Origin of the sequence: uncultured Brachyspira sp., assembly GCF_944390595.1 — a bacterium.
In the GTDB taxonomy this organism is placed as follows: Bacteria; Spirochaetota; Brachyspiria; order Brachyspirales; family Brachyspiraceae; genus Brachyspira.
The window spans coordinates 1-26,097 of record NZ_CALXRN010000010.1 but is presented as its reverse complement, the minus strand read 5'-3'; the positions used below and the strand labels follow the sequence as shown (position 1 = coordinate 26,097).

At 27.1% G+C, this 26,097-nt stretch carries 17 protein-coding genes; 11 read left to right on the top strand and 6 right to left on the bottom strand.

All coding sequences use genetic code 11. From position 1 onward, the window contains the following. Nucleotides 1–58: 58 nt before the first annotated feature. The 6 genes from Q0J90_RS00570 to Q0J90_RS00545 all read left to right on the top strand — a co-directional run bounded on the left by Q0J90_RS00570 (nucleotide 59) and on the right by Q0J90_RS00545 (nucleotide 11,315). Nucleotides 59–1,888, top strand: coding sequence for a methyl-accepting chemotaxis protein (locus Q0J90_RS00570; protein WP_297276073.1), 1,830 nt, complete (start codon nucleotides 59–61; stop codon nucleotides 1,886–1,888). A 211-nt stretch (nucleotides 1,889–2,099) separates the two neighbouring features. Beyond that, nucleotides 2,100–4,013: a flagellar hook-associated protein FlgK gene (gene flgK / locus Q0J90_RS00565; RefSeq protein WP_367173817.1), complete on the top strand. Its 1,914-nt coding sequence runs from the start codon at nucleotides 2,100–2,102 to the stop codon at nucleotides 4,011–4,013. A gap of 236 nt (nucleotides 4,014–4,249) precedes the next feature. Further along, nucleotides 4,250–7,081, top strand: a complete 2,832-nt coding sequence (locus Q0J90_RS00560) for a methyl-accepting chemotaxis protein (RefSeq protein WP_297276071.1) — start codon at nucleotides 4,250–4,252, stop codon at nucleotides 7,079–7,081. A 137-nt stretch (nucleotides 7,082–7,218) separates the two neighbouring features. Continuing rightward, nucleotides 7,219–8,598 carry a cell envelope integrity protein CreD gene (creD, locus tag Q0J90_RS00555; protein ID WP_297276070.1) on the top strand — a complete coding sequence of 460 codons (1,380 nt, stop codon included), beginning with the start codon at nucleotides 7,219–7,221 and terminating at the stop codon, nucleotides 8,596–8,598. Nucleotides 8,599–8,851: 253 nt separating this feature from the next. Continuing rightward, entirely contained in the window at nucleotides 8,852–10,147 is a 1,296-nt protein-coding gene (locus Q0J90_RS00550; protein ID WP_297276069.1) for an O-acetylhomoserine aminocarboxypropyltransferase/cysteine synthase family protein, read from the top strand. Between the two features lie 64 nt (nucleotides 10,148–10,211). Next, a complete protein-coding gene (locus Q0J90_RS00545; RefSeq protein ID WP_297276068.1) occupies nucleotides 10,212–11,315 on the top strand; it encodes a homoserine O-acetyltransferase in 1,104 nt (367 codons plus the stop codon). Nucleotides 11,316–11,323: 8 nt separating this feature from the next. Here Q0J90_RS00545 and yidC read toward each other — a convergent pair whose 3' ends face one another. Next, nucleotides 11,324–14,032, bottom strand: coding sequence for a membrane protein insertase YidC (yidC, locus tag Q0J90_RS00540; protein WP_297276067.1), 2,709 nt, complete (start codon nucleotides 14,030–14,032; stop codon nucleotides 11,324–11,326). 145 nt (nucleotides 14,033–14,177) lie between these two features. On the opposite strand from yidC, the gene Q0J90_RS00535 reads away from it, so the two are divergent. Further along, a complete protein-coding gene (locus tag Q0J90_RS00535) occupies nucleotides 14,178–14,846 on the top strand; it encodes a hypothetical protein (RefSeq protein ID WP_297276066.1) in 669 nt (222 codons plus the stop codon). A 22-nt stretch (nucleotides 14,847–14,868) separates the two neighbouring features. Then, a complete protein-coding gene (gene rsmD / locus Q0J90_RS00530) occupies nucleotides 14,869–15,432 on the top strand; it encodes a 16S rRNA (guanine(966)-N(2))-methyltransferase RsmD (protein WP_297276065.1) in 564 nt (187 codons plus the stop codon). A 9-nt stretch (nucleotides 15,433–15,441) separates the two neighbouring features. Here the strand turns inward: rsmD and Q0J90_RS00525 are convergent, their stop codons facing one another. The 4 genes from Q0J90_RS00525 to Q0J90_RS00510 form a co-directional block, all read right to left on the bottom strand. After that, complete coding sequence (locus Q0J90_RS00525; RefSeq protein WP_297276064.1) at nucleotides 15,442–16,116, bottom strand: SAM-dependent methyltransferase; 675 nt, start codon at nucleotides 16,114–16,116, stop codon at nucleotides 15,442–15,444. Nucleotides 16,117–16,129: 13 nt separating this feature from the next. Then, entirely contained in the window at nucleotides 16,130–17,173 is a 1,044-nt protein-coding gene (locus Q0J90_RS00520; protein ID WP_297276063.1) for an N-acetylmuramoyl-L-alanine amidase, read from the bottom strand. Next, nucleotides 17,166–18,494 (bottom strand): CHAT domain-containing protein, encoded by a 1,329-nt coding sequence (locus Q0J90_RS00515; protein ID WP_297276062.1) that lies wholly within the window; start codon nucleotides 18,492–18,494, stop codon nucleotides 17,166–17,168. The genes Q0J90_RS00520 and Q0J90_RS00515 overlap by 8 nt, the downstream gene beginning before the upstream one ends. Before the next feature lie 86 nt (nucleotides 18,495–18,580). After that, a complete protein-coding gene (locus tag Q0J90_RS00510; RefSeq protein ID WP_297276061.1) occupies nucleotides 18,581–19,144 on the bottom strand; it encodes a hypothetical protein in 564 nt (187 codons plus the stop codon). 453 nt (nucleotides 19,145–19,597) lie between these two features. On the opposite strand from Q0J90_RS00510, the gene rseP reads away from it, so the two are divergent. Beyond that, the gene (rseP, locus tag Q0J90_RS00505; protein WP_297276060.1) at nucleotides 19,598–20,962 is read left to right on the top strand and encodes an RIP metalloprotease RseP; all 1,365 of its coding nucleotides are present in this window, start codon (nucleotides 19,598–19,600) and stop codon (nucleotides 20,960–20,962) included. Between the two features lie 429 nt (nucleotides 20,963–21,391). Here the strand turns inward: rseP and Q0J90_RS00500 are convergent, their stop codons facing one another. Beyond that, on the bottom strand, nucleotides 21,392–22,279 hold the full coding sequence (locus Q0J90_RS00500; RefSeq protein WP_297276059.1) for a restriction endonuclease: 888 nt from the start codon (nucleotides 22,277–22,279) through the stop codon (nucleotides 21,392–21,394). A gap of 506 nt (nucleotides 22,280–22,785) precedes the next feature. On the opposite strand from Q0J90_RS00500, the gene Q0J90_RS00495 reads away from it, so the two are divergent. Together Q0J90_RS00495 and Q0J90_RS00490 are read left to right on the top strand one after the other, a co-directional pair. After that, nucleotides 22,786–25,197 (top strand): TIGR03960 family B12-binding radical SAM protein, encoded by a 2,412-nt coding sequence (locus Q0J90_RS00495; protein WP_297276058.1) that lies wholly within the window; start codon nucleotides 22,786–22,788, stop codon nucleotides 25,195–25,197. Between the two features lie 143 nt (nucleotides 25,198–25,340). Beyond that, nucleotides 25,341–26,097 (top strand): hypothetical protein (locus Q0J90_RS00490; RefSeq protein ID WP_297276057.1); only part of this gene is annotated, 757 nt, incomplete at its 3' end.

Sequence of the window (26,097 nt, the reverse complement as noted above, 5' to 3'; positions counted from 1 at the left end):
AATTAAATGTATATTAAAATTTCATTAATGTAAATAAAATTTAATTAGGGTAATTATTATGAAGAAAATAACTAGTTTGTCTTTTAAAGTTCCTTTTATTATAAGTATAATTATTTTTGTTACAGTTTTTATATTAGCTACTCTTTCTGTATTATCATCTACAAGAGCTGTTAAAAGATCATCATTAAATGGTTTTAAGTCTACAGTTTCCGGATACGCTTCTATGATAGATATGGTACTGCATGAACAGCTATTGGCAATTAATACATATTCTAAGTCATCAACTGTGTTTAATATTCTTTTAGATACAAATGATGAAACGGTAAAAAATAGAAGTATAAACAGATTAAAAGATTTTTCTTCTGTTAATAGATATGCTCTTAATATGGGATTGGCTGATACTAATGGTACAATAATAGTTGATAGTGATAAACCAGAGCTTGAAGGCACATCTATATCGGATATGGATCCTGAATTATTTTCAAGATTAAAATCAAATAATTACAATAATACTTATGGTAATACTACATCAATAGAGACTCAATCTGTTCTTCTCTGTAAAGGTTTATTTAATTCAGAAGGGACATTAATAGGTATTATTTATATAAATCTAGATTTGGGAAAAGTTAATAGTGATTTTATTTCCAATATTGATTTTGACGGAGCTATAACTATAGCAAATAATGAAGGTATTATAATGTTATCATCTGATATAAATAGAATAGGTACGCCTTTGCCGAATGTTTATGATGTAACTAAAAATACATCAGAAGGTGTTATAGAATCTTATACTTACGGCGGAAATAAAGCAAAACGTTCAGCGGCTTATAAAAATATTAATATAATGCCTTGGTCTGTTATATTTGCAAATTACAATAGCCATATATATAAAGAGATAAGAGGCATAATTTTAAGAACATCTACAATAGGGCCTTTTTTTATAATATTGGCTAGTATTATTGTTGCTATGTATATAAAAAGTATAACAAAACCTTTAAATGATTTGGTATTAATTGCAAGTGAAATATCCAACGGAAATTTAACTTCTCAATACAGAAATATTGATAGAAAAGATGAATTAGGTATGCTTTCAAATTCATTTTTTAATATGAAAAATAAGCTGTCGGAAATAATTATTAAAGTACGAACTTCAGCAGATGAAATAAGCAATAGCGCAGGAGAGCTTTCAAGAGGAAGTGAAGATTTATCACATCGTACAGAATCTCAGGCTGCAAGTTTGGAGGAAACAGCTTCTTCAATGGAAGAGATGGCTTCTACAATAAAATCATCTACAGATCAGTCAGTAGAAGGAAATAAAATGATGATAGATTCAAAAGATTCTATTCAAAGTGCAGGAGATATAATTTTGGAGACTACCAAAAATATAGAAGAAGTTTATGATGCAAGTACAAAGATTAAAGATATTACAAAAATAATAGAAGATATTGCTTTTCAAACAAATATACTTGCTTTGAATGCAGCAGTAGAAGCAGCAAGAGCAGGCGATATGGGTAAAGGTTTTGCTGTTGTAGCTTCTGAAGTTAGAAATTTAGCTCAAACAACTCAAACATCAGTTAAGGATATTACTGATTTAGTTGATAATGCCTATGATAAAATTAATAAAGCTACAGAATCAGCAAGAGAATCTCAGGAAATATTTAATGATTTACAGGTAAAAATAGAAAATACAGCTAGAATAATGCAGGATATAAGTTCAACAGCTGTAGAACAGCAGGCAGGAGTTGAACAGGTTAATAAAGCTGTTTCTAATATGGATACTGTAACTCAGCAGAATGCAGCTTTGGTTGCCGAGGTATCTTCATCTTCTACTTCATTACTTAATCAGGCGGTAGAACTTGTTGAGGCTATGAAGTTTTTTAAAGTATAAAAAATAAAATAATTAAATAGGCTGTCTTTTAAAAAGGCAGCTTATTATTTTTTTAAATTCAAAATAACTATTAACTTCAAATAAGTTTTTATATTTTTTATTTAATTATGTTACCTTTTGTTACAATAATAATAAAAAAAATGTAATAATTTTTTTTATAAATACGATAATTATAATAATTAGAAGTAAACTATTTTTAAGGAGCATAATGATGTCAACAAGCTCATTTTTTGGTATAGAATTAGGAAAAAGATCTCTTCAAAACTTCAAAACAGCTTTGGAAGTTACAGGTCATAATATAAATAATGTTTTAACTAAAGGATACAGCAGACAGCGTGTTGTAATGCGTACTTTTGATAAGCCTTTGGAAGCACCAAGTTTAAATAGAGCGGAAAGAGCAGGACAAATAGGTCAGGGTGCTGAAATAACTACTATTGAAAGAATAAGAGATGAGTTTATAGACGCTAAAATTATGGCTGAACTTGGAACAGATGGTTATTGGAAAACTAAATCTGATTATTTAAAACAATTAGAATCTATTTATAATGAACCTGGCAATTCCAATTTAAGAAGCGATTTAGATGCTTTCTGGGATGCTTGGCAGGAAATGGCTACTAATCCTACTGAAAGAGGAACAAGAATGGTTTTGGTAGAGAGAGCCGACAGAATAAATAATTCATTAAATCAAATGTTTGGTCAAATGAACGGAATGCGTAATAATTTGAACAATCTCGTTGAAAATAAAGTAAATAGAATAAATGATATTTCAAATTCAATAAAGGATTTGAATACTGAAATAGTTAAGCAGCAGGCATTGGGACAAAGCCCTAATGACTTATTGGATAGAAGAGATTTATTGGTAGATGAACTTTCTTCTCTTGCTAATGTTGATATAAAATCAATAGACCCTGATGAAACTATGATCTATATAGGCGGAAGAGCTTTAATTCAAGGTAATGTTGTCAGCGAATTAAGCATAGAGAGAAATGTAAATAATGAAGGAATGTATGATATTTATTGGAAAAAAGATCATGTTCAGGTTCAATTTGAAGGCGGAGAATTAAAAGCTTTAGTAGAACTTAGAGATGTTGATACTGTTGATGCTATTAATGATTTAGATACTTTCGCTATGAATTTAGCAGACAGTGTAAACGAAGTACATAGAAGCGGTTTCGGACTTAATCAGGAAACAGGTGTTGATTTCTTCACTATGACAAAGGCTACTCCTTCTGTAATAGGTAATTATGATATTAATAATGACGGACAGGAAGATTCTACTATAATGTTTAAAGTAAGCGGTGTTAATTCTGTAGAGGCTACAGACAGTGTAGGAAGCAGCGGAACTTTAATATTTGGAAACAGAACTAGAGAAGGTGCTGACGTAGCTATTGATTATACTGCCCAAATGAAAGTAGGTGATTTAATAGATAAAATTAACTCAAGCCAAGCTAATGTATCAGCTTATTTGGATGATAATAACAGACTTGTACTTAAAGCCAGAGGTTTTGATGATTATATGAAGCCTTCATATTTCATTAAGCATATAGAAGATTCAGGAGATTTCTTAGTAGGTATTACAGGTGTTCTTAATCAGTCAGGTGCTGCAGGTGCTTATAATTGGCAGACTACAGATCAAGTTAATCAGCTTGCAGGCGATTTTAGAAACTTTACTACTACTCCATACAGACATCCTTCAGCAGCAATTGCAGTTAATGATATTATCAGAAATGATGTAAATTACATAGCAGCTTCAAAGGGTATAGATACTACAGGTAATGGATTTAATGATAAATGGAATGGAATAGGAGATGGTTCTAATGCATTAGCTATTGCTAACTTAAAAAATAAAGAAATAATGGTAGAAAGCAAATCTACATTCAATGATTTTTATACAGGAAGCATAGCAAGAATAGCATCAAGAACAGAAACAGCAAATGCTGAAACTGAAAAACAAACAGTTGTTATGGAATATCTTGAAAAATTAAGACAATCCGTATCAGGTGTTAACTTGGATGAAGAAGTAGCACAGATGGCTATGTATCAGCATGGTTATAATGCTTCTGCTAGAGTTGTTAGTGTAATGGATCAATTACTCGATGTTGTAATAAACAGAATGGGTGTGTAAGTTTATATAAATTTTTTGTGCGGCGGTATCTATTATTAGATATCGCCTTTTTTATAATTATTATATAATAAAAATATTTTTTGATTATAATGAAATTATTTAAATTAATAAAAAATAATGATACTTTTTTTATAATATCTATTTACAGCTATTGTTTTTAAGTATATATTATATGAACAAATCTTTAAAAAATACGCTTATAATTCCGATACTAAAGTTCATAGGAGCATTTTGCAATGGGTATAAAAATTCGTATAATTTTAATGATAGTTGGTGTAATGGCTCTAGTAGCATTAAGCACAAACTTTCTAAGTAATACTTTAAATACAGAAACTTTTTTTACTATAACTGAAAGAAGTCTTGATAATAAATTTAGGCTTATAGAAAAAGAGTTTGAATATAATATTGTATCAGCTAGGGAAGAAATTTTAAAAATATCTTCTTCTATTTCTATAGGTTATAATAATATCAGAAATGCGGATTCAGAGTATATTAATAACTATTTCAAAGATTTCCTTTCAGCATCTATAAATGAATCTCAGCTGTATTTTAATAGAATGATTGATATATTAATTCATCCTTCTGCAATTACTAATGCTAATGCTGCCTATACTATGTATAGATATTCTACAATTGATAATCAATATTCTTATATAAATATTGATACTAATGAAATTATATATAGTTATTTATCAACTAATTATAATGTTGAAAGCAGAAGAATATTATCGCATAGGTTATTAACTCCATTCATTAATAATGAAAATAATAATATAACATTGAATATACCTTCTGCTATATCTGATATAAATAATAATAGAATAATAGGTATAGCAAATGTTGGAATAATATTTAACTATTCTATTGATTATATAAAAGATATTTTTAATATAGAAGGTTCTGAACTTTTAGTTATAGATAAATCTAATTTAACTATAATTAATTCTAAAAATGGTGCATTAAATAATGTAAAATTAGATATATTATATCCTGATTATTATGATGTTTTAAATGCTAATTTGTCTGCAGGCAATGTAAAAGTTGAAGATATCATGATAGACGGTGTTGTTTATAAATCATATATAGCAACCATATCAAATATTATTAACGTTGTAATGCTTATACCTGAATCTTATTATACTTCTCAGATTAATGGTATGAATAATTCTATATTCTACACTATAATTATAGCATTTTTAATGGCAATAGTAGCTATTATATTCTTTATAAAAATGTTATTCAGCTCTATTACAAAAATATCCGATGCTATAGGAGATTCTGTAAATAATAAAGATTTAACTATTAATATACCTGAAATTTCAGGAAGTGATGAAATAGGTGAGATGACAAAGTGGGTAGTACTTTTAAATAATTCTCTTCAGTCTGTACTTTCAAGTGTTAAACGAACTATTTTGACTTCTAAAAAACAAAGTGATACTTTATCTGAAAAATTAGGGGAAAATTTAGAAGTAATATATGGAATTAACAGCAGTATAGAAACTATTAGAAATAATGTAAATGATGAATTAAGTCAAGTGGAGATTGTAGAAAGCAACAATCAAAATATGCAGGAATATATATCTTCAAATACAAGCAATATTGATGAGATAGAAAAGGATACTAGAGAGCTTCAAAATAAAATTATAGAAGAAGGTGAAAGTATTGAGCAAATAGCTACTGCAGTAGAAGAGATGAGCAAAACTATTGAAAATATAGATTCGATTATTTCTAAGGCTAGTAATAAAGCTAAAGATTTATCAGCTGCTTCTATTAAAAGTAAAGAAAAAATGCAGGCTACATCTATGGCTACAGGGGATTTGAGAAATGCTTTAGGATTCATTTCTAATTTCGTAAGTTCTATTAGAAATATAGCACATCAAACAAACCTTTTGGCTATGAATGCTGCTATTGAGGCTGCTCATGCTGGTAAATATAGTTCCGGTTTTGCTGTTGTTGCTGAAGAGATACGTAAATTATCAGAAGTATCGAATGAACAGGCAGATAATGCCAATAAAGTTCTTCAAAACATAGAAGATAAAATTATAACTACAACAAACGATTTAACAGAATCAACAGAGCAATTTGATATACTTACTAAAGATGTTCAGGAAGTTACAGAGATTATGGGAAGTGTTCATTTGTCTTCTGTTGAACAATTAAAGGCTATCAATGAAATAGTAAATTCTATTACTAATATATCTCAGTCCAGTGAACATATTAAAACTCAGTATATTGATGTTGCGGATAAACTTACAAATATAAAAGAAAATCTTGAGTCTTTGAATAATATATCTGTTAATGCTTCTAAGACTATGAATAAACTTAAAAGCATCTCTGAGTCTATTCATAATAGTGTAGAAAATATTTCTGAAAGTTCTAATAATCTTTCAGCTTCTGCAAATACAATGAATAAATTTGCTTCTGACAATAATAGATTGTTATCAGAGCTTGAGTTTGAGATATCAAAATATAAGATTAAAGATATTAGAGGTAAGAAAGATGCTATAACTCAAAAAGTAAGAGGTATTACTTTAATTATATTAAAAGAATTTGTTAAAACTAAATTCGGAGAGGAAGGATATCAAAAATGGCTTTCTTCAATGGAGCCTTCATCTGCTTTGATATTTAAAAATGAGATATCAAGTAAAGAATGGTATCCGTATATGACTTCTTTCCATAAAACATATAAATTGTTATGCGACTTGTTCTATGCCGGAACTAATACAGGTATTAAAGAGGTATCAGAATATCACTTCGGACAAATAGTACCGAAATATTTAAGACCTTTGTTATTCTTACTTCCTAAACATGTTGTTTTAAGCTATGCGGCAGAACATATATTCCCTAGCTTGTTTGCTCCTGCAAAAATAGAGCTTATTAAGGCTAGAAAAAAATTATTAGTTGTACATCTTACTAATTTTAATGAGAACCCTGAAGTTATTGAGCTTGCAGTACTTGCTTGGGCTAGTCTCTTACTTGAATCTGTTACTCATATTAGGGCTACTATGGAAATAAGTAAATCTACTAAAGACGGTGAGATTTATACAGAATTTGTACTTAAATGGTAATATGAATTATTAAGGAGTTTGATTTATTGTCAAACTCCTTTTCATTTAATCAAGAAATTTCTATTTTAAAAACATTATATTTTACATTTTTATATATTTTTATATTATATTTATATATAAAAATTAAGAGGTTTATGATGATTAAAAATATTAATGAGATTACAAAAACTTTAGGATTTAAAATACTTATAATAGTGATACTAGGACTTTTGCTTTTAATTCCTATGTCATTTATAAACAGTGTTGTAAGGGATAGGATTAACTATCAAAGGGAAGCAGTATCTTCTATAATAGAACCTGTAGGCGACAGTGCTAATATACAAGGCATAGTTGTTGCCATACCGTATTTAAGTAAAGTAATTGATAGTCAAACTAAAGAAACAAAGTATATAAGAAAATATATTTTTTATATGCCTAATGAATATAATATAACCGGGGATGTTGAAGTTTCTAGTTTAAGCAGAGGTATATTTAAAGCTCCCATTTTCAATTCTAAATTAAATATAAAAGGAAAATTCGATAAATATAATGCTGAAATATATAATTTAGATGAAAATAATAATACTATACTTTATGATGAGGCTATGGTTATATTAGGTATAGGAAATAAAAAAAATCTTATGAAGCTTCCTAATATATTAGTTAATGGAAATGAAGAGCTTAAATATTATGAGAAAAATATTAATATAGCTTTAAATATGTTTAATAATAAGTTTATATATACTATTTCAAGAGATAGAATATTAAACGGTTTTGATTTTAATATTACAATGGATATTCAAGGAGGAAACTCTCTTATAATAACTCCTTTAGCTTCTGAAAATACTTTTAATATATCTTCAAAATGGAAAGATCCTAGTTTTACAGGAGGATTTTTACCTACAAAAAGAGAAGTCGGTAATGACGGATTTAATGCTGAGTGGCAGATAGCGAGCTTTAATACAGCATTCACTAAATATTGGACTAGCGATGAAAATGCCAATATAGCAAATACTGCAGATAATAATCAGTATTTTACTGAGGAGCAGAATGTTAATAGATCAAATAATAATGTTTTAATATCTTTTTTACTTCTCAATGACAATTATCAAAAGACATCAAGAAGTGTAAAATATGCTATACTATTTATTTTTATTCCATTTTTTGTACTCTTTTTATGCGAGGTGCTTTCAAAGAAAAGAATTCACCCAGTGCAGTATATACTTATAGGTGTAGCTAATGCAATATTTTATCTGCTTCTTTTAGCTATATCAGAACATATAAACTTTAATATTAGTTATTTTATAAGTGCATTGATGGTAACCGCTTTAACATCAATTTATATAGGCTATATAATAAAATCTCCTAAATACACTGTTTCAATGGCAATAGTAGAGTCTTTAATATATGTGTTCTTATTTGGAATATTACAATTAACAGACTATGCATTATTAATGGGTACATTAGGATTATTTGCTGTAATTGCTCTTGCTATGTACTTTACACGTAATGTTGATTGGTATGGAGAAAATAATTGATTATAAAAAATATAATTACTATTGAAAATATTTTTATATTAATATATAATTAATTATCATATAATTATACATATAGGAAATTTTTAATGAAAGCATTTATTATTATAAATAAGCTGCTTTGCCTCATGCAAATGCATATTTTTATAATGATGGCTGTATAGTATAATTTATATTTTGTTTTGTAATTTCAGCCGTCAAAGTTTTGACGGCTTTTTTGTTTTAAATTATGAATTTATTAAAAGGAGAATGAACAATGTCAAGAGAATTAAAATTTGAAACATTAGCTGCACATGCAGGGCAGGAACATAATGACACATTTGCAAGCAGAGGGGTACCGGTTTATAGAACAAGCTCTTATTTGTTTAGAGATTCCAAGCATGCCGCTGATCTATTTGGTTTGAAAGAATTAGGTTATATTTATACAAGGCTTGGAGATCCTACTGCTGATGTTCTTGAAAAAAGAATAACAGCTTTAGAGGGAGGTAAGGCTTCGATAGCTGTTTCATCCGGAACAAATGCTATATTTTATACTATAATTACTATATGCGAGGCTGGAGATGAAATAGTTTCTTCATATAGTTTATACGGCGGTACATATTCTCAATTTGCTGCTATACTTCCTAAATTGGGAATTAATACCACTTTTGTAGATGCTAAAAATCCTGAAAATTTTGCTAAGGCTATTACTGACAAAACTAATGCAATATATATAGAAACGATTTCAAATCCTTCATTAGATTTTACGGATATAGAGGAAGTTGCTAAAATAGCACATAATGCCGGAATACCTTTAATAGTTGATGCAACATTTACAACTCCGTATCTGCTTCAAACTATTAAGCATGGTGCTGATATAGTAATTAATTCTCTTACTAAATGGATAGGAGGGCATGGCAATGCTATAGGAGGTATTATAACCGATTCCGGAAATTTCAATTGGCAAAGCGATAAATTTCCTTTATTTTCAAAACCTGATTCTAATTATCATGGTCTTCGCTGGGCTTATGATTTGCCTGATGAACTTAAAAGCATAGCATTTGCTTTAAGAGTTAGAACTGTGCCTCTTAGAAATTTAGGTGCCTGTCTTTCTCCTGATAATTCTTGGATATTTATTCAGGGAATAGAGTCTTTAGCTTTGAGAATGGAGAGACATTCATATAATGCTTTAAAAGTTGCTGAGTTTTTGGAGAAAGATAATAGAGTGGAATGGGTTAGATATCCAGGACTAAAAAATGATCCTTCATATAAAACAGCTAGCAAATATTTAAAAGATAAATTCGGAGGAATGGTTGTATTCGGTATTAAAGGTGGATATGAAGCTGCTGTTAAATTTATAGACAATATAAAATTATTTTCTCATTTGGTTAATGTTGGAGATGTTAAGAGTTTAGTGGCTCATCCTGCTTCTACTACCCATTCTCAATTATCTGAAGATGAGCTTATAAAGGGCGGAATAAGTAAAAACTTTATAAGGCTTTCTATTGGTATAGAGCATATAGATGATATATTATATTATTTGGATGAGGCTTTAACTATAGCAAATAAATAATTGAAAGTATAAAAAACAGGGGAATATAAATAATTACTCCTGTTTTAATAAAAAGGATTATTTTATGAAAAGTATAAGAAGAAATAAAAAAGAAGAGAAAATTGATGAACATAAAAAAACTGAAATTAAATATTTAAATTATGAGAAATCTTTCAAATTTGAAAATGGAGTTTCAATAAATGAATTAACTATAGCTTATACTACAAACGGACATTTAAATGTTCATATGGATAATGCTATTTTAATATGCCATGCCTTTACAGGGGATTCTGATGTGATTTCTTGGTGGAGTAATTTTGTAGGAAAGAAAAAAGCCATAGATACAGATAAATATTTTGTAATATGTTCTAATGTTTTAGGCGGATGCTCAGGTACTACAGGGCCTTCATCTAAAAAGCCTAATAGTAATTTATGTTATGGAACAGACTTTCCAACTTTTACTATTAAAGATATAGTTAATGTTCAAAAAATATTAATTGATTCGCTTGGAATAAAAAAACTTTACTGCGTTATAGGCGGATCTATGGGAGGCATGCAGGTTTTACAATGGACTGCATCTTATCCTCAAATGATGGAGAAAGCTATAGTAATAGCAAGCTCAATGAGCCATTCTCCTATGCAGATAGCATTAAATGAAATAGCAAGACAGGCTATAACAGAAGATACTGAGTGGTATGGCGGAAAATATTACGGAATGTCATCTCCTGACAGAGGACTTGCTTTGGCTAGAATGCTTGGACATATTACTTACATGAGCGAAGAATATATGAGAAAGAAGTTCGGAAGAAAGAGAAAAGAGTCTGTTAAATATTTTACGCCTTCATTTGAAGTTGAAAATTATCTTCATTATAATGGAGAAAAGTTTACAGCAAGATTTGATGCAAATAGCTTTTTATATCTTACTAAGGCTATGGATTTCTTTGATGTTAGAGATGAAATAAAAAAAATAAAAAATAAGAAAAAGGTATCTTTAAAAAATGTTTTGGTAATATCTTTTATATCTGATTGGCTTTATCCAAGTTCTCAGTCAGCTGATATTGCTATTACATATAGAAATGCTAATATAAATACATCATTCTGCGAGATAGAATCAAATTACGGACATGATGCTTTTTTGATAAAAAATGCTGAGCAGACAAAATATATTAAAGACTTTTTAAACGGATAATATTTATTTTATTGCTTGAAGCCGGCAGAGAGATCTGTTTCTTTACTGTAATTGCTTTGACAGTACCATTTATAAAATTTCCAATTATTTGTATCAAATATGTTATTTTTTACATGGTAATAAGTGTCAAAGTCATAGGAATTCTCTCCTTGATTTTCCGGCTTCCAGCTTTTTATACGTATTATGTTTGCTCCGTTTGTTTTATAATCATTTGTGATTAGCTTATTATTGAATGGGTTTTTTATATTTTCTATATGCTTTACGGCCATATACGGCATATCAGCTACTGTCATAAAGTTTGTATTAAGTTTTACTATTCCTCTGGAATTAAAATCTTTATACATTAATAAAGGATTATATAAACTTATAAATTTTATGTTTTTATCTTTGAAATGAGGAGAGTTTACTCTGTAGCCATGATCTGAAATTATTATTATTTTTGTATTATCATAAACATTATTATCTTTTAAAAATTGTATTATTTCAGCTATACAATTCATTGCTGCAATATTAGCATAAAAATGTTTTACACTGTTAGTATCTTCATATATTTTCAAATCATTATCATCTATATAATTAGATGAAACTGTAGGTATATAATCAGGTATAAAATAATATGGTTCATGCGTAACATTATTATGAAGTATGTTATAGTTGCTTCCATATTGTTTTATATTTATTAAATCTTTAATAGAACTAAGCATTGCATAAGTACTTAAACTTGTATTTATGGTATTATTTTTATTTATAAACCATTCTTTATCGCTGTATAATGTATTTCTAAGCCATACAGGTATTATTTTAAATATTGAAAAACGTATCATTTTATCATTATCTAAATTATATACGGAAATATTATTTTGATTTATATACTTATTTACACTGTAATCATAAATATAATCCTTGCTGTATGCTTTTATATTGCTGTAATTTGAGAATATGCTTAAATCTCCTTTATAAGACATATTTGCATATACAGGTTCAAGGATATATGATTTATAGCCGTATTTTTCTAAAGCTAAAGGCAATGTTAATATTGACTGATTGTGCATATTAGTTATATTATAGTTCCCGTTTGTACTAGTTTCATAAGGCAGATAGTCATATCCTCCGTAAAGAGATGCTATTGTTATTGTATTATAATTGTATGAAACAGTATTAGGATAGAATTCAAAACCGTCAAATTCTTTTTTGTATTTACCGTATCTTTCAAAAGCGTCTGCCCAATAAGATGATATTGCTCTGTCCAATATTATAACAAATATATTCTCTCCTTCTTTTGAAACATTAAATATTTTTTCATCTTTATTTATAACCTTAGCTATATTGTTATTTGCAATATAGTATGAGAATATTTTACTCATATAGAAAATAGATGTGCTTATTAAAACTAAAATTATTATAGAATAAATATTAATTAAAATATTGTACTTAATTTTCTTTATAATGAAAAATACAGAAATTATGCTCATTATTATTAATAATATATTTATAATTATATCTTTATTAGTTGCTATAATAGAGTTAGGATTATCGAATATGAAGTCTGATGTTATATTTGAGTAATTTCCTGTTACTATAAATGTTTCTAATATAAATATTATTGCAAGAAGCGGTATAAAAATACTTAAATAATTTTTTACCTTACTTGAAAATAGAGTATATATAAACATTGGATAAAATAAAAAAATTCCTAAACTGATTGCAAAATTATTTATTATTAAGCTGAAATGATTTTTAAAATCTGATACAGAAGTGCTTATAAGAGAGCTTGGAATAAATATTCCTGACAGTATTGATATTATCAATGAAGATATTACAAGAAGCTTTGTTCTATTTTTTATGAACATGTAATATGTGTTTTTATTATTGAATATTAATTTTTGTATATGATTAAAGTTTAAAGTTAATACTATTAAAATAGAAAATGTAAGTATATTTTTTATATCTGTTTTATTTATATATGATATGATAATTAATATAATTAGTATTGGTATGCATACAATATTTAATATTTTTGATATTGTTTTTTTATGCATTAATTTATATTCTAAAATTATATTTTTAATTAATGAGAATAAGCAATTTATATTCCAATAAAATAATAATCCCGATGGAGAGTTATAAAGTAAAATCAGAAATATTAAAGATGTTATATATATAGGCATGCTTTCTTTAAAATTTAATTTTTTACTGTATACATTTGCTGATAGTAAGCTGAATACTGTCATTGTAATAGGCAGTATATTTATATGTATATTTGATATGTTTATTAAATTATCAGGCATTGAAAAGTCTTTTATAAATAAAAAATGCCCTTCAGATAAATTGGTTAAATTATAAATAAAATGATATGCTGCTATAAAAAAAGGTATTTGTATAAGCAATCCTAAGATACCTATAAATGCATATACTGTTTTATATTTGTTTATTCTATGACAAGTTTTTATTAATAAATATCTTTGATCTCCTTTATATACATGTTTTATATTGTCTATAATAGGCTGCATTTTATTTCTTAGATTTCTTTCTTTTGCCTGCCAGCTTTCTGCTATATTATAAAGAGGCAGAGATATAAGATTTATAGATAAACTTAAGAATAATATACTTATACTGAAAGAAAAGTTAAATATTCTATAAAATAGGAAGAATAGTGTTTCTATAAGGAACTCTATAGGGTAGATGGTGATATTATAAAGTATATCAAGTATAATCATATATATTAAATTGTCTTTATTTTTATAATTTATAAAAACATATTATTCACTAAAAAGTTAACTTTGTCAATAATTTTTATAAAAGTCTTGTTTTTTTATCAATATTAGTTACTATATAGAAATATATATTTTAAGGTTTTGATTTATGAAATTGGTATTTTCAAGATTTTTAATAGGTACTATAATAATAATAATAGGGGCATATATATTACTGCAATATGTTTTTCATATTTATATACCGGCATTGGCATATACTCCTGTATTTACAATAGTTGTTGCTCTTTTAATAATTGCATGGGGATTTGCTATTGTTTTAGGAAGGGGATTTTATGCATCCAAAATCCTTTTAGGGTTGTTCGTAATATGTGTAGGAATATATGTTCTTATTAGATATTGTTTTAATATTAATATGCCTTTCATATTGTATACTCCAATATTTAGAATGATTATAGGAATGATAATAATATTTTTAGGCGTTTATATATTAGTTGGAAAGCATTATGTGGGCGACAGCATTCCTAAAAACGGAAAGTATGATGTTTATTTTAAAACTACTGCTATAGATTTGCATGATTTAGAAATAGACAGAAATAAAAGTATATATGTTAATACTGTTTTTTCTGATACTGTTATATTTATTAATGACTCTGTACAGGTGCATATAAAAGCATCTTCTGCTTTTGGAAGCGTTTCTATTCCTACCGGAGACAGTGTAAGTTTCGGTGAGACTAATTTCGTTATAGGCAGTTCTGATAAGATATTATATTTGAATGTAAATGCAGCTTTTGCACAAATTAGAATTTTGTATAAATAATTATATAACGGCAGTTTAATTTATGTATGTAATATCTGGAAGTAAAAAAGGAAGAAAAATATTAACACCTAAAAGGGATTTCAGACCTACTCAGGCGAAGGTTAGAGAGGCTTTCTTTAATATAGTTAATATTGAAAATAAAACATTTCTGGATCTTTGTTCCGGAAGCGGTGCTATGGGATTTGAGGCATTGAGCAGGAAGGCAAAATATGCTGCATTTATAGAGATAGACAGAGAAGCTGTTAAAACTATATTTTCTAATGCAAAAACTATATTTGAAAATTATAATGATATATGCAAGATAAAAAGAGTATCTGCAGATGATTATGTGAAAAAAACTAATGATAAATTTGATGTTATATATTTTGATCCTCCGTATCATTCAAAAATTTATTTAGATGTTATAAATATGATAATAGAAAGAAATATTTTGAATGATGATGGTATTTTTGCTGCTGAGTTTGGTGCTGACTATTATAAAAAGTTTTTAGAAGATGAAGCTTTTAATAATATTATAAAAGATAAGATGAAATATGATATAAAAAGCTACGGAGAGAGTATATTGGTTATTTTTTCTTATTGCTGATAAAAATTATTAACTTATAACCAATACAAATTCCCGTTTTTTATTATCCTGATATTTACTGCACAGATTATTTATTTTATCAATAGTTATCTCTTCATTATCTGTTGTAATGTCTAAGCATAAAGCTGCTTCTTTATCTTTTGAATAAACTTTTTTCACAGCATTAAGCACCTTTGAAAGTCTGTACGGAGTATCTAAAATAATAACAGGTACATTTAATTTTTTTAAGTACGATAATTTTTTTTCTCTTTCTCTGTCATCTCTAGGTAAAAGTCCGGCATAATAAAACTCTTTGAAATTAAAAGGCAGACACATAATAGCTGCTGTAACACTGCTTACGCCTGCTATAGGCTTTACTTTTATATTATGTGAATAGCAGTATTCTAAAAGAAGTCTTCCCGGATCTTCTAATACTGGAGTACCGCAGTCGCTTATAAGAGAAACAGTTTTGCAGTTTATAATTTTTGTTATTATATCGTCAATATCTTTTGATTTCTTTGTATGCTCGCTGAACTCTATTAAACATTCTTTATCTTTTTTTATATTTAATGCTTTAAAAAGAGTACTTGCTTCTCTGAAACTTTCAACTAATATTATGTCGCTTTCTATAAGCACTTCTTTAAGTCTTTCTGTATTATCTTTGTAATTACCAATATCTCTTGCAGCAATATAAACTGTAACCATAAAATAAACTCTCTTAGTCTCTTTTTAATGAACCATTAGTATATATATAATTCAAATTTGTATTTACTATATTATTGCTTATAAAAATATTTGTAAAGAATGTGTTTGTCAGGAAGTTATTAGCTTTAGAACGCTCTTCTCTTTCATTGATTTTTTTGACCTTAGCATTCAAAGCCCTTATTATAGCATAAGTTTCATTATCAATATTTCCGTCTATTTCTTCTGGTCTGAAATGACATTGAAATGCATATAATACCTTTCTTGAATTGAAATCCCAAACATTGTTTGTAGGCATGCTTGTATAGCCGTATTTTATAAACTCATTTTTTATTTGCTTTACCGTAGCTCTTTTGTATTTATCATCATTCAAAAAGTTGCTGTAATCGTATTCATCGTACCATATTCCAAGATCATGTTCTTCATATAGTCTTTTCCATGGAAATTTAGGTCCTGGATCTTTTTTTCTAAACGGTGCTACATCAGAGTGTCCTAATATATTATAAGGCTTGATATCATATTTTTTTACTAAATTCTTTAAAAGGTATACTATTTTTTCTATTTGGCTTTCGTCATATTCTATATATTCATCATAAGGTATAAAAAATAAGTCCTCTCTTTGTGTTTTAGTCATTCTTCTTAATTGTTCTCTCGTATTTGTAACTTTCTGTAAAAAACCTAAATTTACTACTTCTATTCCAATGGCACTGTCATTCATACTGTATCTACTATTGTACATTGTTATTCCTGCATGCCATGCTCTGTTGCTGTCATCTACAAGTTTATATATAGGATCATCTTCTCTGCTGGTTACTAAATAATGAGATGAAACTCCAGGTCCTGTTAGAATTTTTAATGATAAGTCATCATCTAATGCTGTATAATGCATTATGATATAATTGATTCTTAAATTATATGCTTCAGCTTTATATATGCTTGAAACTTTAGGTGCTAATTTTCTTTTGTTTATAGGAGTCATTTCCTCAGTATTATTGCATGAAAAAAATATTATAGGTAATATTATTAATATAAAAAATCTTCTAATCATCATATTAAACATAAATAGGAACTCCATTAAATCTATAACGCATAAACCCTTTATAAAAATCTTTTATTTCAGTATAAGCAAAATAATATGCCTGAGCCGTATTTATTCTTGCATGCTTATGAAATAAATTACTGTAAAAGCTGTATATAAAATTAATATATAATCCGTCAGCTAAAGAACCTATACCAGATATAACCGTTCCAATACCGGAAGATAATAATGATTTTATTAATTTATTATTTTTCTCTTCCATATTGCAGGCATTGATAAAAACAAGCGAAGGCGGATTTTCTAATGCTCCAACAGAGTTTATTATGTAATCATCGCTTAATTTAATGCCGTCATCATATCCATGTGTTATTATATGAACTATATCATAGCTTTCCAATACTTTTATAAACTCAAAATAATTATGCTCTTTTTTATATAAATCTATTTCTATATTTTTAGTATTATTTATTATTTGATGTATTATTTCCATTTCTTTTTTATCTTCTGTTATATCATCATTAGGTATAGATATTACAGCCATTTTTATTTTTTTATTTGCAATTCTATTATTGTTTTTATAAAGTACATTTGAAGCATTAGTGTAAGAAAAAATTATATTTTCTGATATAAATTTTCCATTGTATGACAGTATATCCCAAGGTATATTATAAGTGCTGTCATCAAGATGCAAATAAACTATTCTAAATCCTTCTAAAATATGCTTTCTAAAATCTTTTTCAGGAATAAGCATATTCATTAAATAGCTGCCGATTTCTATGTATTTATATGCATTATCGTTTTCACTGTTTGAATGCTTTATTAAACGCAGATATTCTTTATATATACTTTCATAAGCCTTATAATCAAAATGCTTCTCATATTCTGCTACATAAAGCGAGGGATATGTTTCTATGGCTCTATACTTAAAAATATTATTTTCTATTGAGCATGAAAAAAATGTCTGAGATATATTGTCGTTTAGAATTATTAATCTGTCTCTTAGTTTTGAGAATGTTTTATAATCTATTTCATATATAGAAAAATCTGAGTATTTATCTTCTAATTTATAATATATACCTCTTCTTCTTTTATAATTATCTGTTATATAGATATCTGTATAATCTTTATTTGATTGAGTTTGATTATTTAAATCTATTTCGTAGTATCCGTATAATTTATTTTTATCATTGTCATATAGAAATATATTTATTGAATGATTATCTTTTTTTATTGCTTTTAGAATCTTTTTTAATGAAGAATTTTTTAAAGAGATATATTCTATATTATGAGATAAAAAATATTCTCTATTTTGAGTTACAATATACGATTTACTTTCGTCCATTATATTAAAAATTATTTTACCTTAATGAATTATTAATTTTGATTATTATATAATAATTTTTTATATAATCAAATAAAAATATTTAATTATTTATTTTCAAAACCATCAAATGAGCATTTATATGTATTATTATCAGGATATAAAACTATTGATATTAAAGCTGTATTATTATTTTTAGATTCATTAAAATCTTTTAAAGATATAGTGCAGGAAAAATCATTTCTAAAAAATAAAGTTCCTGTATTTCCAATCCAAATATATCCTTTAAATGTTATTTCGCTATCTTTATCACTGTATGATGTTTGTAATTTAGAATCTCCGGCATAAAAAGGAATACTCATACTATTTCCAACTTTATCATCACAGAATAAATAATTTACAACATATCCTTGATCTCCCCAATTTCCTGTATGAGTGAAAGTAGAATTATTGCCGTAATTTTTTATACTCAATTTTCTAGGAAAAATATTATTTTTATTGAAAGCCATTTTAGAAGATTTTCCTGATACTTTAAACTTAAAATACATAGTTTTTGATTTATTTATATTATTATTTCCTGAATTTCCAGTATTAGGGTTTAATATACTGTAACTGCAGCTAACAGTAAATAGAAAGCATATTGATAAAACTATAAATTGTAATTTTTTCATTAATTATACCATAACAAATTTGTAAGTTTATGTCAATATATGCATTATTTATATATCAATAAATATATTTTATGACCTTATTTTTTATATGTTAACTTTTCTTGTATAACTTCCGAATTTATTGGAAAGAAATAGCTGATATTTTTAATTTCTTGATGGAGTTTCTTATAACTGCATCCGCATAAAAATAATCTAAATATAGAAAATAAAATATTAATAATTTTTTTATATACAAAATGTATAAAATTTTATTATTTTTGTCAATAAAATTATTTTTGTAAAATTTTTATATATTTGTTATATTTAAACAACAATGAGTTTATAAAGCTATTGTAAATTTTTATAAAAAATATATTATGTTAATACAAAAATGTATTGAAATAAATTTACATTGAATATATACTTATTAGTAATTATTCTCAATAAGAGATATGAATTTTTAGGAGGTTCAATTTGAGTTGGATAGGAGCTATTATATTACTAAGCGTATTAGTATTTGTTCATGAGATGGGACATTTGCTTGCAGGCTTAGCAGTTGGAATAAAGGCAGAAGCTTTTTCTATTGGTTTCGGCCCTATAATTTTTAAGAAAGAAATAAAAGGCATAGATTTTAGATTGTCAATTATACCTTTCGGCGGATATTGTAAGTTTAAAGGTGAGATTTCGGAGGACGGTAAAACAGAGGAAGGAGATTTTTTAAATATGTCTCCTCTAAAGAGAATAATAGTTTATTTTGCCGGTCCTTTCTTTAATTATTTATTTGCTTTTTTACTTCTTGCTGTATTGGTATCATTGCCTTCAAAGATAGAATTATATTCGCCTACTGTATCAGTATTCAAAGACGGAAGATATATGCATTCAAAGTCTGGCATGACATTAGCTTATGAATACGGTATACAAAGCGGAGATACTATAACTGCTGTAAATGGAAGAAAAGTAGAATCTGACAATGATATATTAAAAACGATAAATGATGAGGCTATACAGAAAGCTGCTGATAAGATAGTATTCACATTAGACCGTAATGGAGAAACACTTAATGTAACGATACCTTCTGTAGAGATGCTTAAAGCATTGAGCGGAGAGAGAGCATTGGGTTTATATTTCGGTGATGATCTTATAATAAAAAATGTGCTTCCTGATTCTGCTGCTTCTGAGGCTGGACTTATGAATGGAGATAAAATAGTATCAATTAATGGAATTAATGCCAGAAACATAGCAGATTTCAGACCTATAGTTATGGATAATGCTTCTCAAAAGATTACTATAACTGTTATAAGAAATGGAGAAGAGGTTACAAGAGAGGCAATACCAAGACCTGTAGAGTCAAAAACAATAGGAACTTACGGAAGTTTGGGTGTGGAGTTTGAAAGCACTTCTATGAGAGTTGAAAGAGTTCCTGGTATTCCTTTTCCTCAGTCCATACCTGAAGCGTTTAAAGAAACAGGAAATTATTTAGTATCATATATTAATGGTTTAAAATTGTTATTTACAGGAAAGTTATCAGTTCGCGAGAATCTTGGAGGACCTGTAAGAATAATACAGCTTTCTTCTCAAGTAATTTCTGTTGATATAGAGTACAGATTAAGAACTATACTTTCATTTACTGCTACTATAAGTTTGATACTATTTATAATGAATCTTCTTCCTCTTCCGGTTGTAGACGGAGGTATGATAGTGTTCTCATTTATAGAGCTTATTATGAGACGTCCCATAGACAGAAAGGTTTTAACAAAAATACAGACTATAGGTGCGGCATTCTTAATAACTTTAGCTATATTCATAACTATAAATGATATAACGCAGTTGTTCAGATAATATTTAGGTAATAAAAATATAATAAGAGGTTTGCTTTTTAGCAGGCCTCTTTTTTATTCTTTAATTAAAAAATTTTATTCTAATTCCCACCCTCTATGCTTTTTGTATCAAATTAAATATTTAACTTTCATTATATTTATTGCTTTATTAGAATTTTTAGCTCCCACCCAAGTTTTATTTAAAGTTATAATCTTTTCGCCGCACGCTGAGTGATACTAAAAATATAAATTTGGTTATTAATCTAAATTAAATTTATTATTAAAATGCATTCACCGTGCGTTTAAAAACATTTTAATTTAATTAACACTTGGGCGGGCATGCTTTTTTATAGTTAAAAATTAAAAATATAAATGAAATTTTTAGAATATTAATAAAATAATAAACCTAAAGGGCGGGGTATGTAAATAAATCAAAAAACAAAATTTGAGATTATATTATAACATCATAAATATTTCTTGTTTCAAGTACTTTTACTCCCACTTCATATTCACGCATATATTTAGCAAGTCTGTATCCCTTAATCAGAATTATTTTTATATCTTTTAATTCTTCTACAACTTTTTTAGCCTGAGGAGTATAATCAGAAGTAGTTATAAAAATTCCTCTGTTTATTCCATTAACATTTTTAAGCCCATGAGCAAATTTAGTGATTTCGGTATCATTAACTTTATTATTTTCTTTATAGCATTTGCATTGTATACCTATCATGTCAAAACCGAATTTATCCATAGTAAGAGTTCCGTCAATTCCTCTATCGCCGCTTCCGCCTGTTCTGTATTTTTTACCATAACCCATTTTTTCAAGCAGTTCTAAACATATATTTTCAAATTTAGTACCTTTATCAACATTGTTATCACCCATAGACTGCAAACGATCAAGTATATCTTTCTCTACACTCTCATAATATTCTTCAATACTCTTTTCTATTTCATTTCTATTTTCATCTTCTATTTCTTCTATGTCATCGTCGTCTGAATTATTTTTGCTATTTTCTAAATAAGGAGTTTTTTCTTTTAATGTTTTGAAATCAAAGTTAGGATTTTCCTCATAGAATTTTTTACCGAAGTCAGTTATTTGATATATTCCTTTATCTATATTTTCTATCAATTGAGCTTTTTTTAATACAACTAAAGACCAATGAATTCTAGAATTAAATTTATTGTATCCATTTTTTGTTATTAGATTGAAATCCTCTTCTGTTGTATTGGTATATTCTTTTAATTTTTTATAAGTATCTTTTCTATGCGCTGGTTTATTTATTTCATAAAAAAATTTTAGTACATATTTATCATAATCCCTGTATTTCAAAAGTGCCATTTATAAAACTCCTAAACTATATATGAAATCATACTTTAATAATTGCTTTTTTACAATGTTTTTAATTTTATTCTGCAGCTCCACCCATTATATTTGTTAGTTTTCATTAATTATTTTACTTTTATTATCTTTGCTGCTTTATTAGAATTTTTAGCTTCCACACAAGTTTTATTTAAAGTTATAATCTTTTTGCCGCACGCTGAGTGATACTAAAAATATAAATTTGATTATTAATCTAAATTAAATTTATTATTAAAATGCATTCACCGTGCGTTTAAAAAAATTTTAAATTTAATTAACACTTGGGCGGGCATGCTTTTTTATAGTTAAAAATTAAAAATATAAATGAAATTTTAAAATCTTAATAAAACAATAAACCTAAAGGGCGGGATTAAAAAATAAACTAAAAATTTAATACAAAATTATTTTAGTATAATATGATAATTGTATTATACTAAACTTTACTATATAATATTAATTCAAAACAATATGGGATAATTACAATAATGAGCGAAAATTTAAAAAATGAAATACTGGAACTTGTTAAAAGTGAAGATATAATAAAGCCTACCAGATATTTAGGCGGTGAAATAAATGCTATAATAAAACCTGATATGCCTTTTAAATTCGTTATGTGCTTTGCTGATATGTACGAAATAGCAATAAGTAATTTAGGGCTTTCTATATTATATGAGGTTATTAACTCTATTGAATACGCTTCTTGTGAAAGAGTTTATGCAGTAGCTGAAGACTTTGAAAAACTTTTAAAAGAGAAAAATATACCTCTTTATACTTTGGAAACTTTCAGCAGAGTAAAAGATGCCGATATTTTGGGATTTACTTTGCAGTATGAGCTTATATATACAAATATACTTCAAGTGCTAGAATTAAGCCAAATACCTATACATAGAGAAGAAAGAGGCGAAGATGTACCTATAATAGCAGCAGGAGGACCGAGTGTATTTAATCCATTTCCTTTAGCTGATTTTATTGATGTGTTTTTATTCGGCGAATTTGATTTTGAGATGAAAAACTTTGTAGATATAATTTATAATCTCAGAAAAAACGGAGCTAAAAGAGATGATATTTTAAAAGAGCTTTCAAAACTTGAATACGCTTATGTGCCAAAATATCCAAGAGAACATGTAAAAAGAATATTCGTTGAAAATATTAATGAAATGCCTTATGTTAAAAAACCTTTAGTGCCTCTTGTTGAAGGCATTCAAAACAGAATATCCGTTGAAATAGCTAGAGGCTGTACTCATAGCTGCAGATTCTGTTTGGCTGGTATTACTTATCGTCCTGTAAGAAACCGCACTATAGAAAAGATAGTTAAAATATCAATGGAGTCATTAGAAGCAACAGGAGCTAATACTTTAAATTTATTTTCTCTTTCTGCTGATGATTATCCTCATATTGGTGAATTAATAGAATATTTACAGACATTAGGAGAGTATAAAGGATTTTCTCTTTCTCTGCCTTCACTAAGGATAGATTCATTCGATAAAGACACTGCAGACAGAATAGCACAATTTAGAAAAACAGGTTTAACATTTGCATTAGAAGTGGGAAGCCATGAATTAAGAGAAAAAATCAATAAAGAAATGGATGAAGATGCCATATACAATATACTTGCCGATGTTCAGAAAATGGGCTGGAAAATAGTAAAAATTTATTTTATGATAGGATTCACTGATAATCCGGACAAAGAAGCCGATGAAATAATAGAAGCTCTTGAAAAAATGATAAAAGTATCAAAGAATAAAGTAAAAATAAATGCTGCGATTAATGTATTTATTCCAAAGTCTCATACCCCTTTAGAAAATAATAATCAGCTAACAGATGAAGAGGCTATTATTCATATAGGAAAGGTACGCGATCATTTTAGAGGAACTAAAGTAGCTATAAAATATCATCCTCCTAGAATGGCTGAAATTGAAGGCATAATTTCAAGAGGAGATGAAAAAATAGGTGATATAATTTATAAATCTTATAAGAAAGGTGCAAAATTTGATGCTTGGGTAGAGTATTTTAATTATGATATTTGGAAAGAAGTAATAGAAGAAAGCGGATATACTATAAAAGAATTATTAAGCAAAAAAATAAATATGCCTTGGAAATGCATTGATACTCTTGTAAGTCAGAAATTTTTTGACAAGGAGTACGAAAGATTTCAAAACGGAAAATTTACAGATTACTGCTTTACAGGAAATTGTCAGAACTGCGGTATAGATTATAAAAAATACTGTCATAAATATAAAAAAGAAGTTTTAAATACAAACTTCACTCAAATGGTTGAAGAATTAAAGACTCTAAAGAAAAGAGATATATTCGCTGTAAATTATAAAATATTAATGAAATTCAAAAAAGAAGGTATATCATCGCTTTTAGGAATGCATGATTTATCAAGAGTTATGATTTGTGCTTTAAAAATCGCAGGGGCAAGCATAGCTTTAAGCAAAGGTTTTCACCCGTTAGAAAAAGTTGTATTTACTCCTCCTACTCCTTTTGCATGCGAGAGTGAAGCAGAGTACATGGAAATAAGTTTAACTGATGCTGTAGATATAGAATTATTAAAAAACAAAATAAATAATTTACTCTCTCATATAGGTATTGAGATAATCAGTGCAGTATCTACTCCTTTAAATATTAAAAATATTCAATCTCTACCTAAAAATACAGTTTATAAAATTATTACAAATGATGATAAAAAAGCTTTTGACATATTATCAAACAAGGAAGAATTAAATACAAGCGAAGAGAGAAAAGGAGATTATTTACTCATAAACAAAGATGATAATTTACTTATAACTCTTTTAGAAAGTAAGGAGAAAGCTATAAGGGTAAGAGACATAAAAAGCTATCTTTCAAAGAATAATATAAATATAAAAAATATTAGAAAGTTGGAGTTAGTGTAATTTGATTTGTAATTAAAAATACTATTCTGTGCCTATAGTTAAATTAGCTATATTGTACTGCAAGTATTTTTGCAAAAAACTAACAAAACATTTAAAATCTTGATGTATTGCCTTTTATATATAAATAAATGAAAGGGTATTTTATGAACAGAAATAATGTATATAGAAATGAAAAAATTGAGGGGAGAACTTTTTTCGGGATTATTAAAAATGGTTCTTATTTTCTTTCAAATTTAGCTATCTATGAAGACGGTATAATAAGTGCTTGGTTTAAATTTGATATTTATCAGTTTGAAAAAGCATTGGAAAGAAAATGGGTTGTATCATTTATAGAAGATAATGAAGAATTGGATATTCATGGAATAGGGGATTTTAAAATTTTAGACTCGAAATGGTTTCATAAAGATGATTATTATCAATACATTAAAAGCATATTAAAAGAAATGAATCCTGAAATGCAAAATATTTATAAAACTACTCAAAGAGAAATAGAAAAATGGGAAAAATTAAAAGTGTCATTTATGGCAAATCCTATTGATTTTAAAATAAAATCTCAATTCGGATATGATTTATCGGATGGAAAAAGTTATTTTATATTTAGAAAATCTGATAATTATTCATCCAGCAAAGAAGTATTTTTAAGCTTCTATACCATTTATGATGATGAAACAATAACTTTTAATAATGATGATAATATATATAATTTTGATAAAGTGAAAGATATGTTTAATAAAAATGAACTTCTTTTATATCCTAAAGAAGATGATATTATCATAATAGAAAATCTTGCAAAACTTAAATTAAAACCAGTTATAAAATACACAAATAAAAAAGAAAAATTAAAGGAAATAGAAGAAAATATAAAAGAGATTTCAGGTAAAGAAAATGCTTTTGATTATG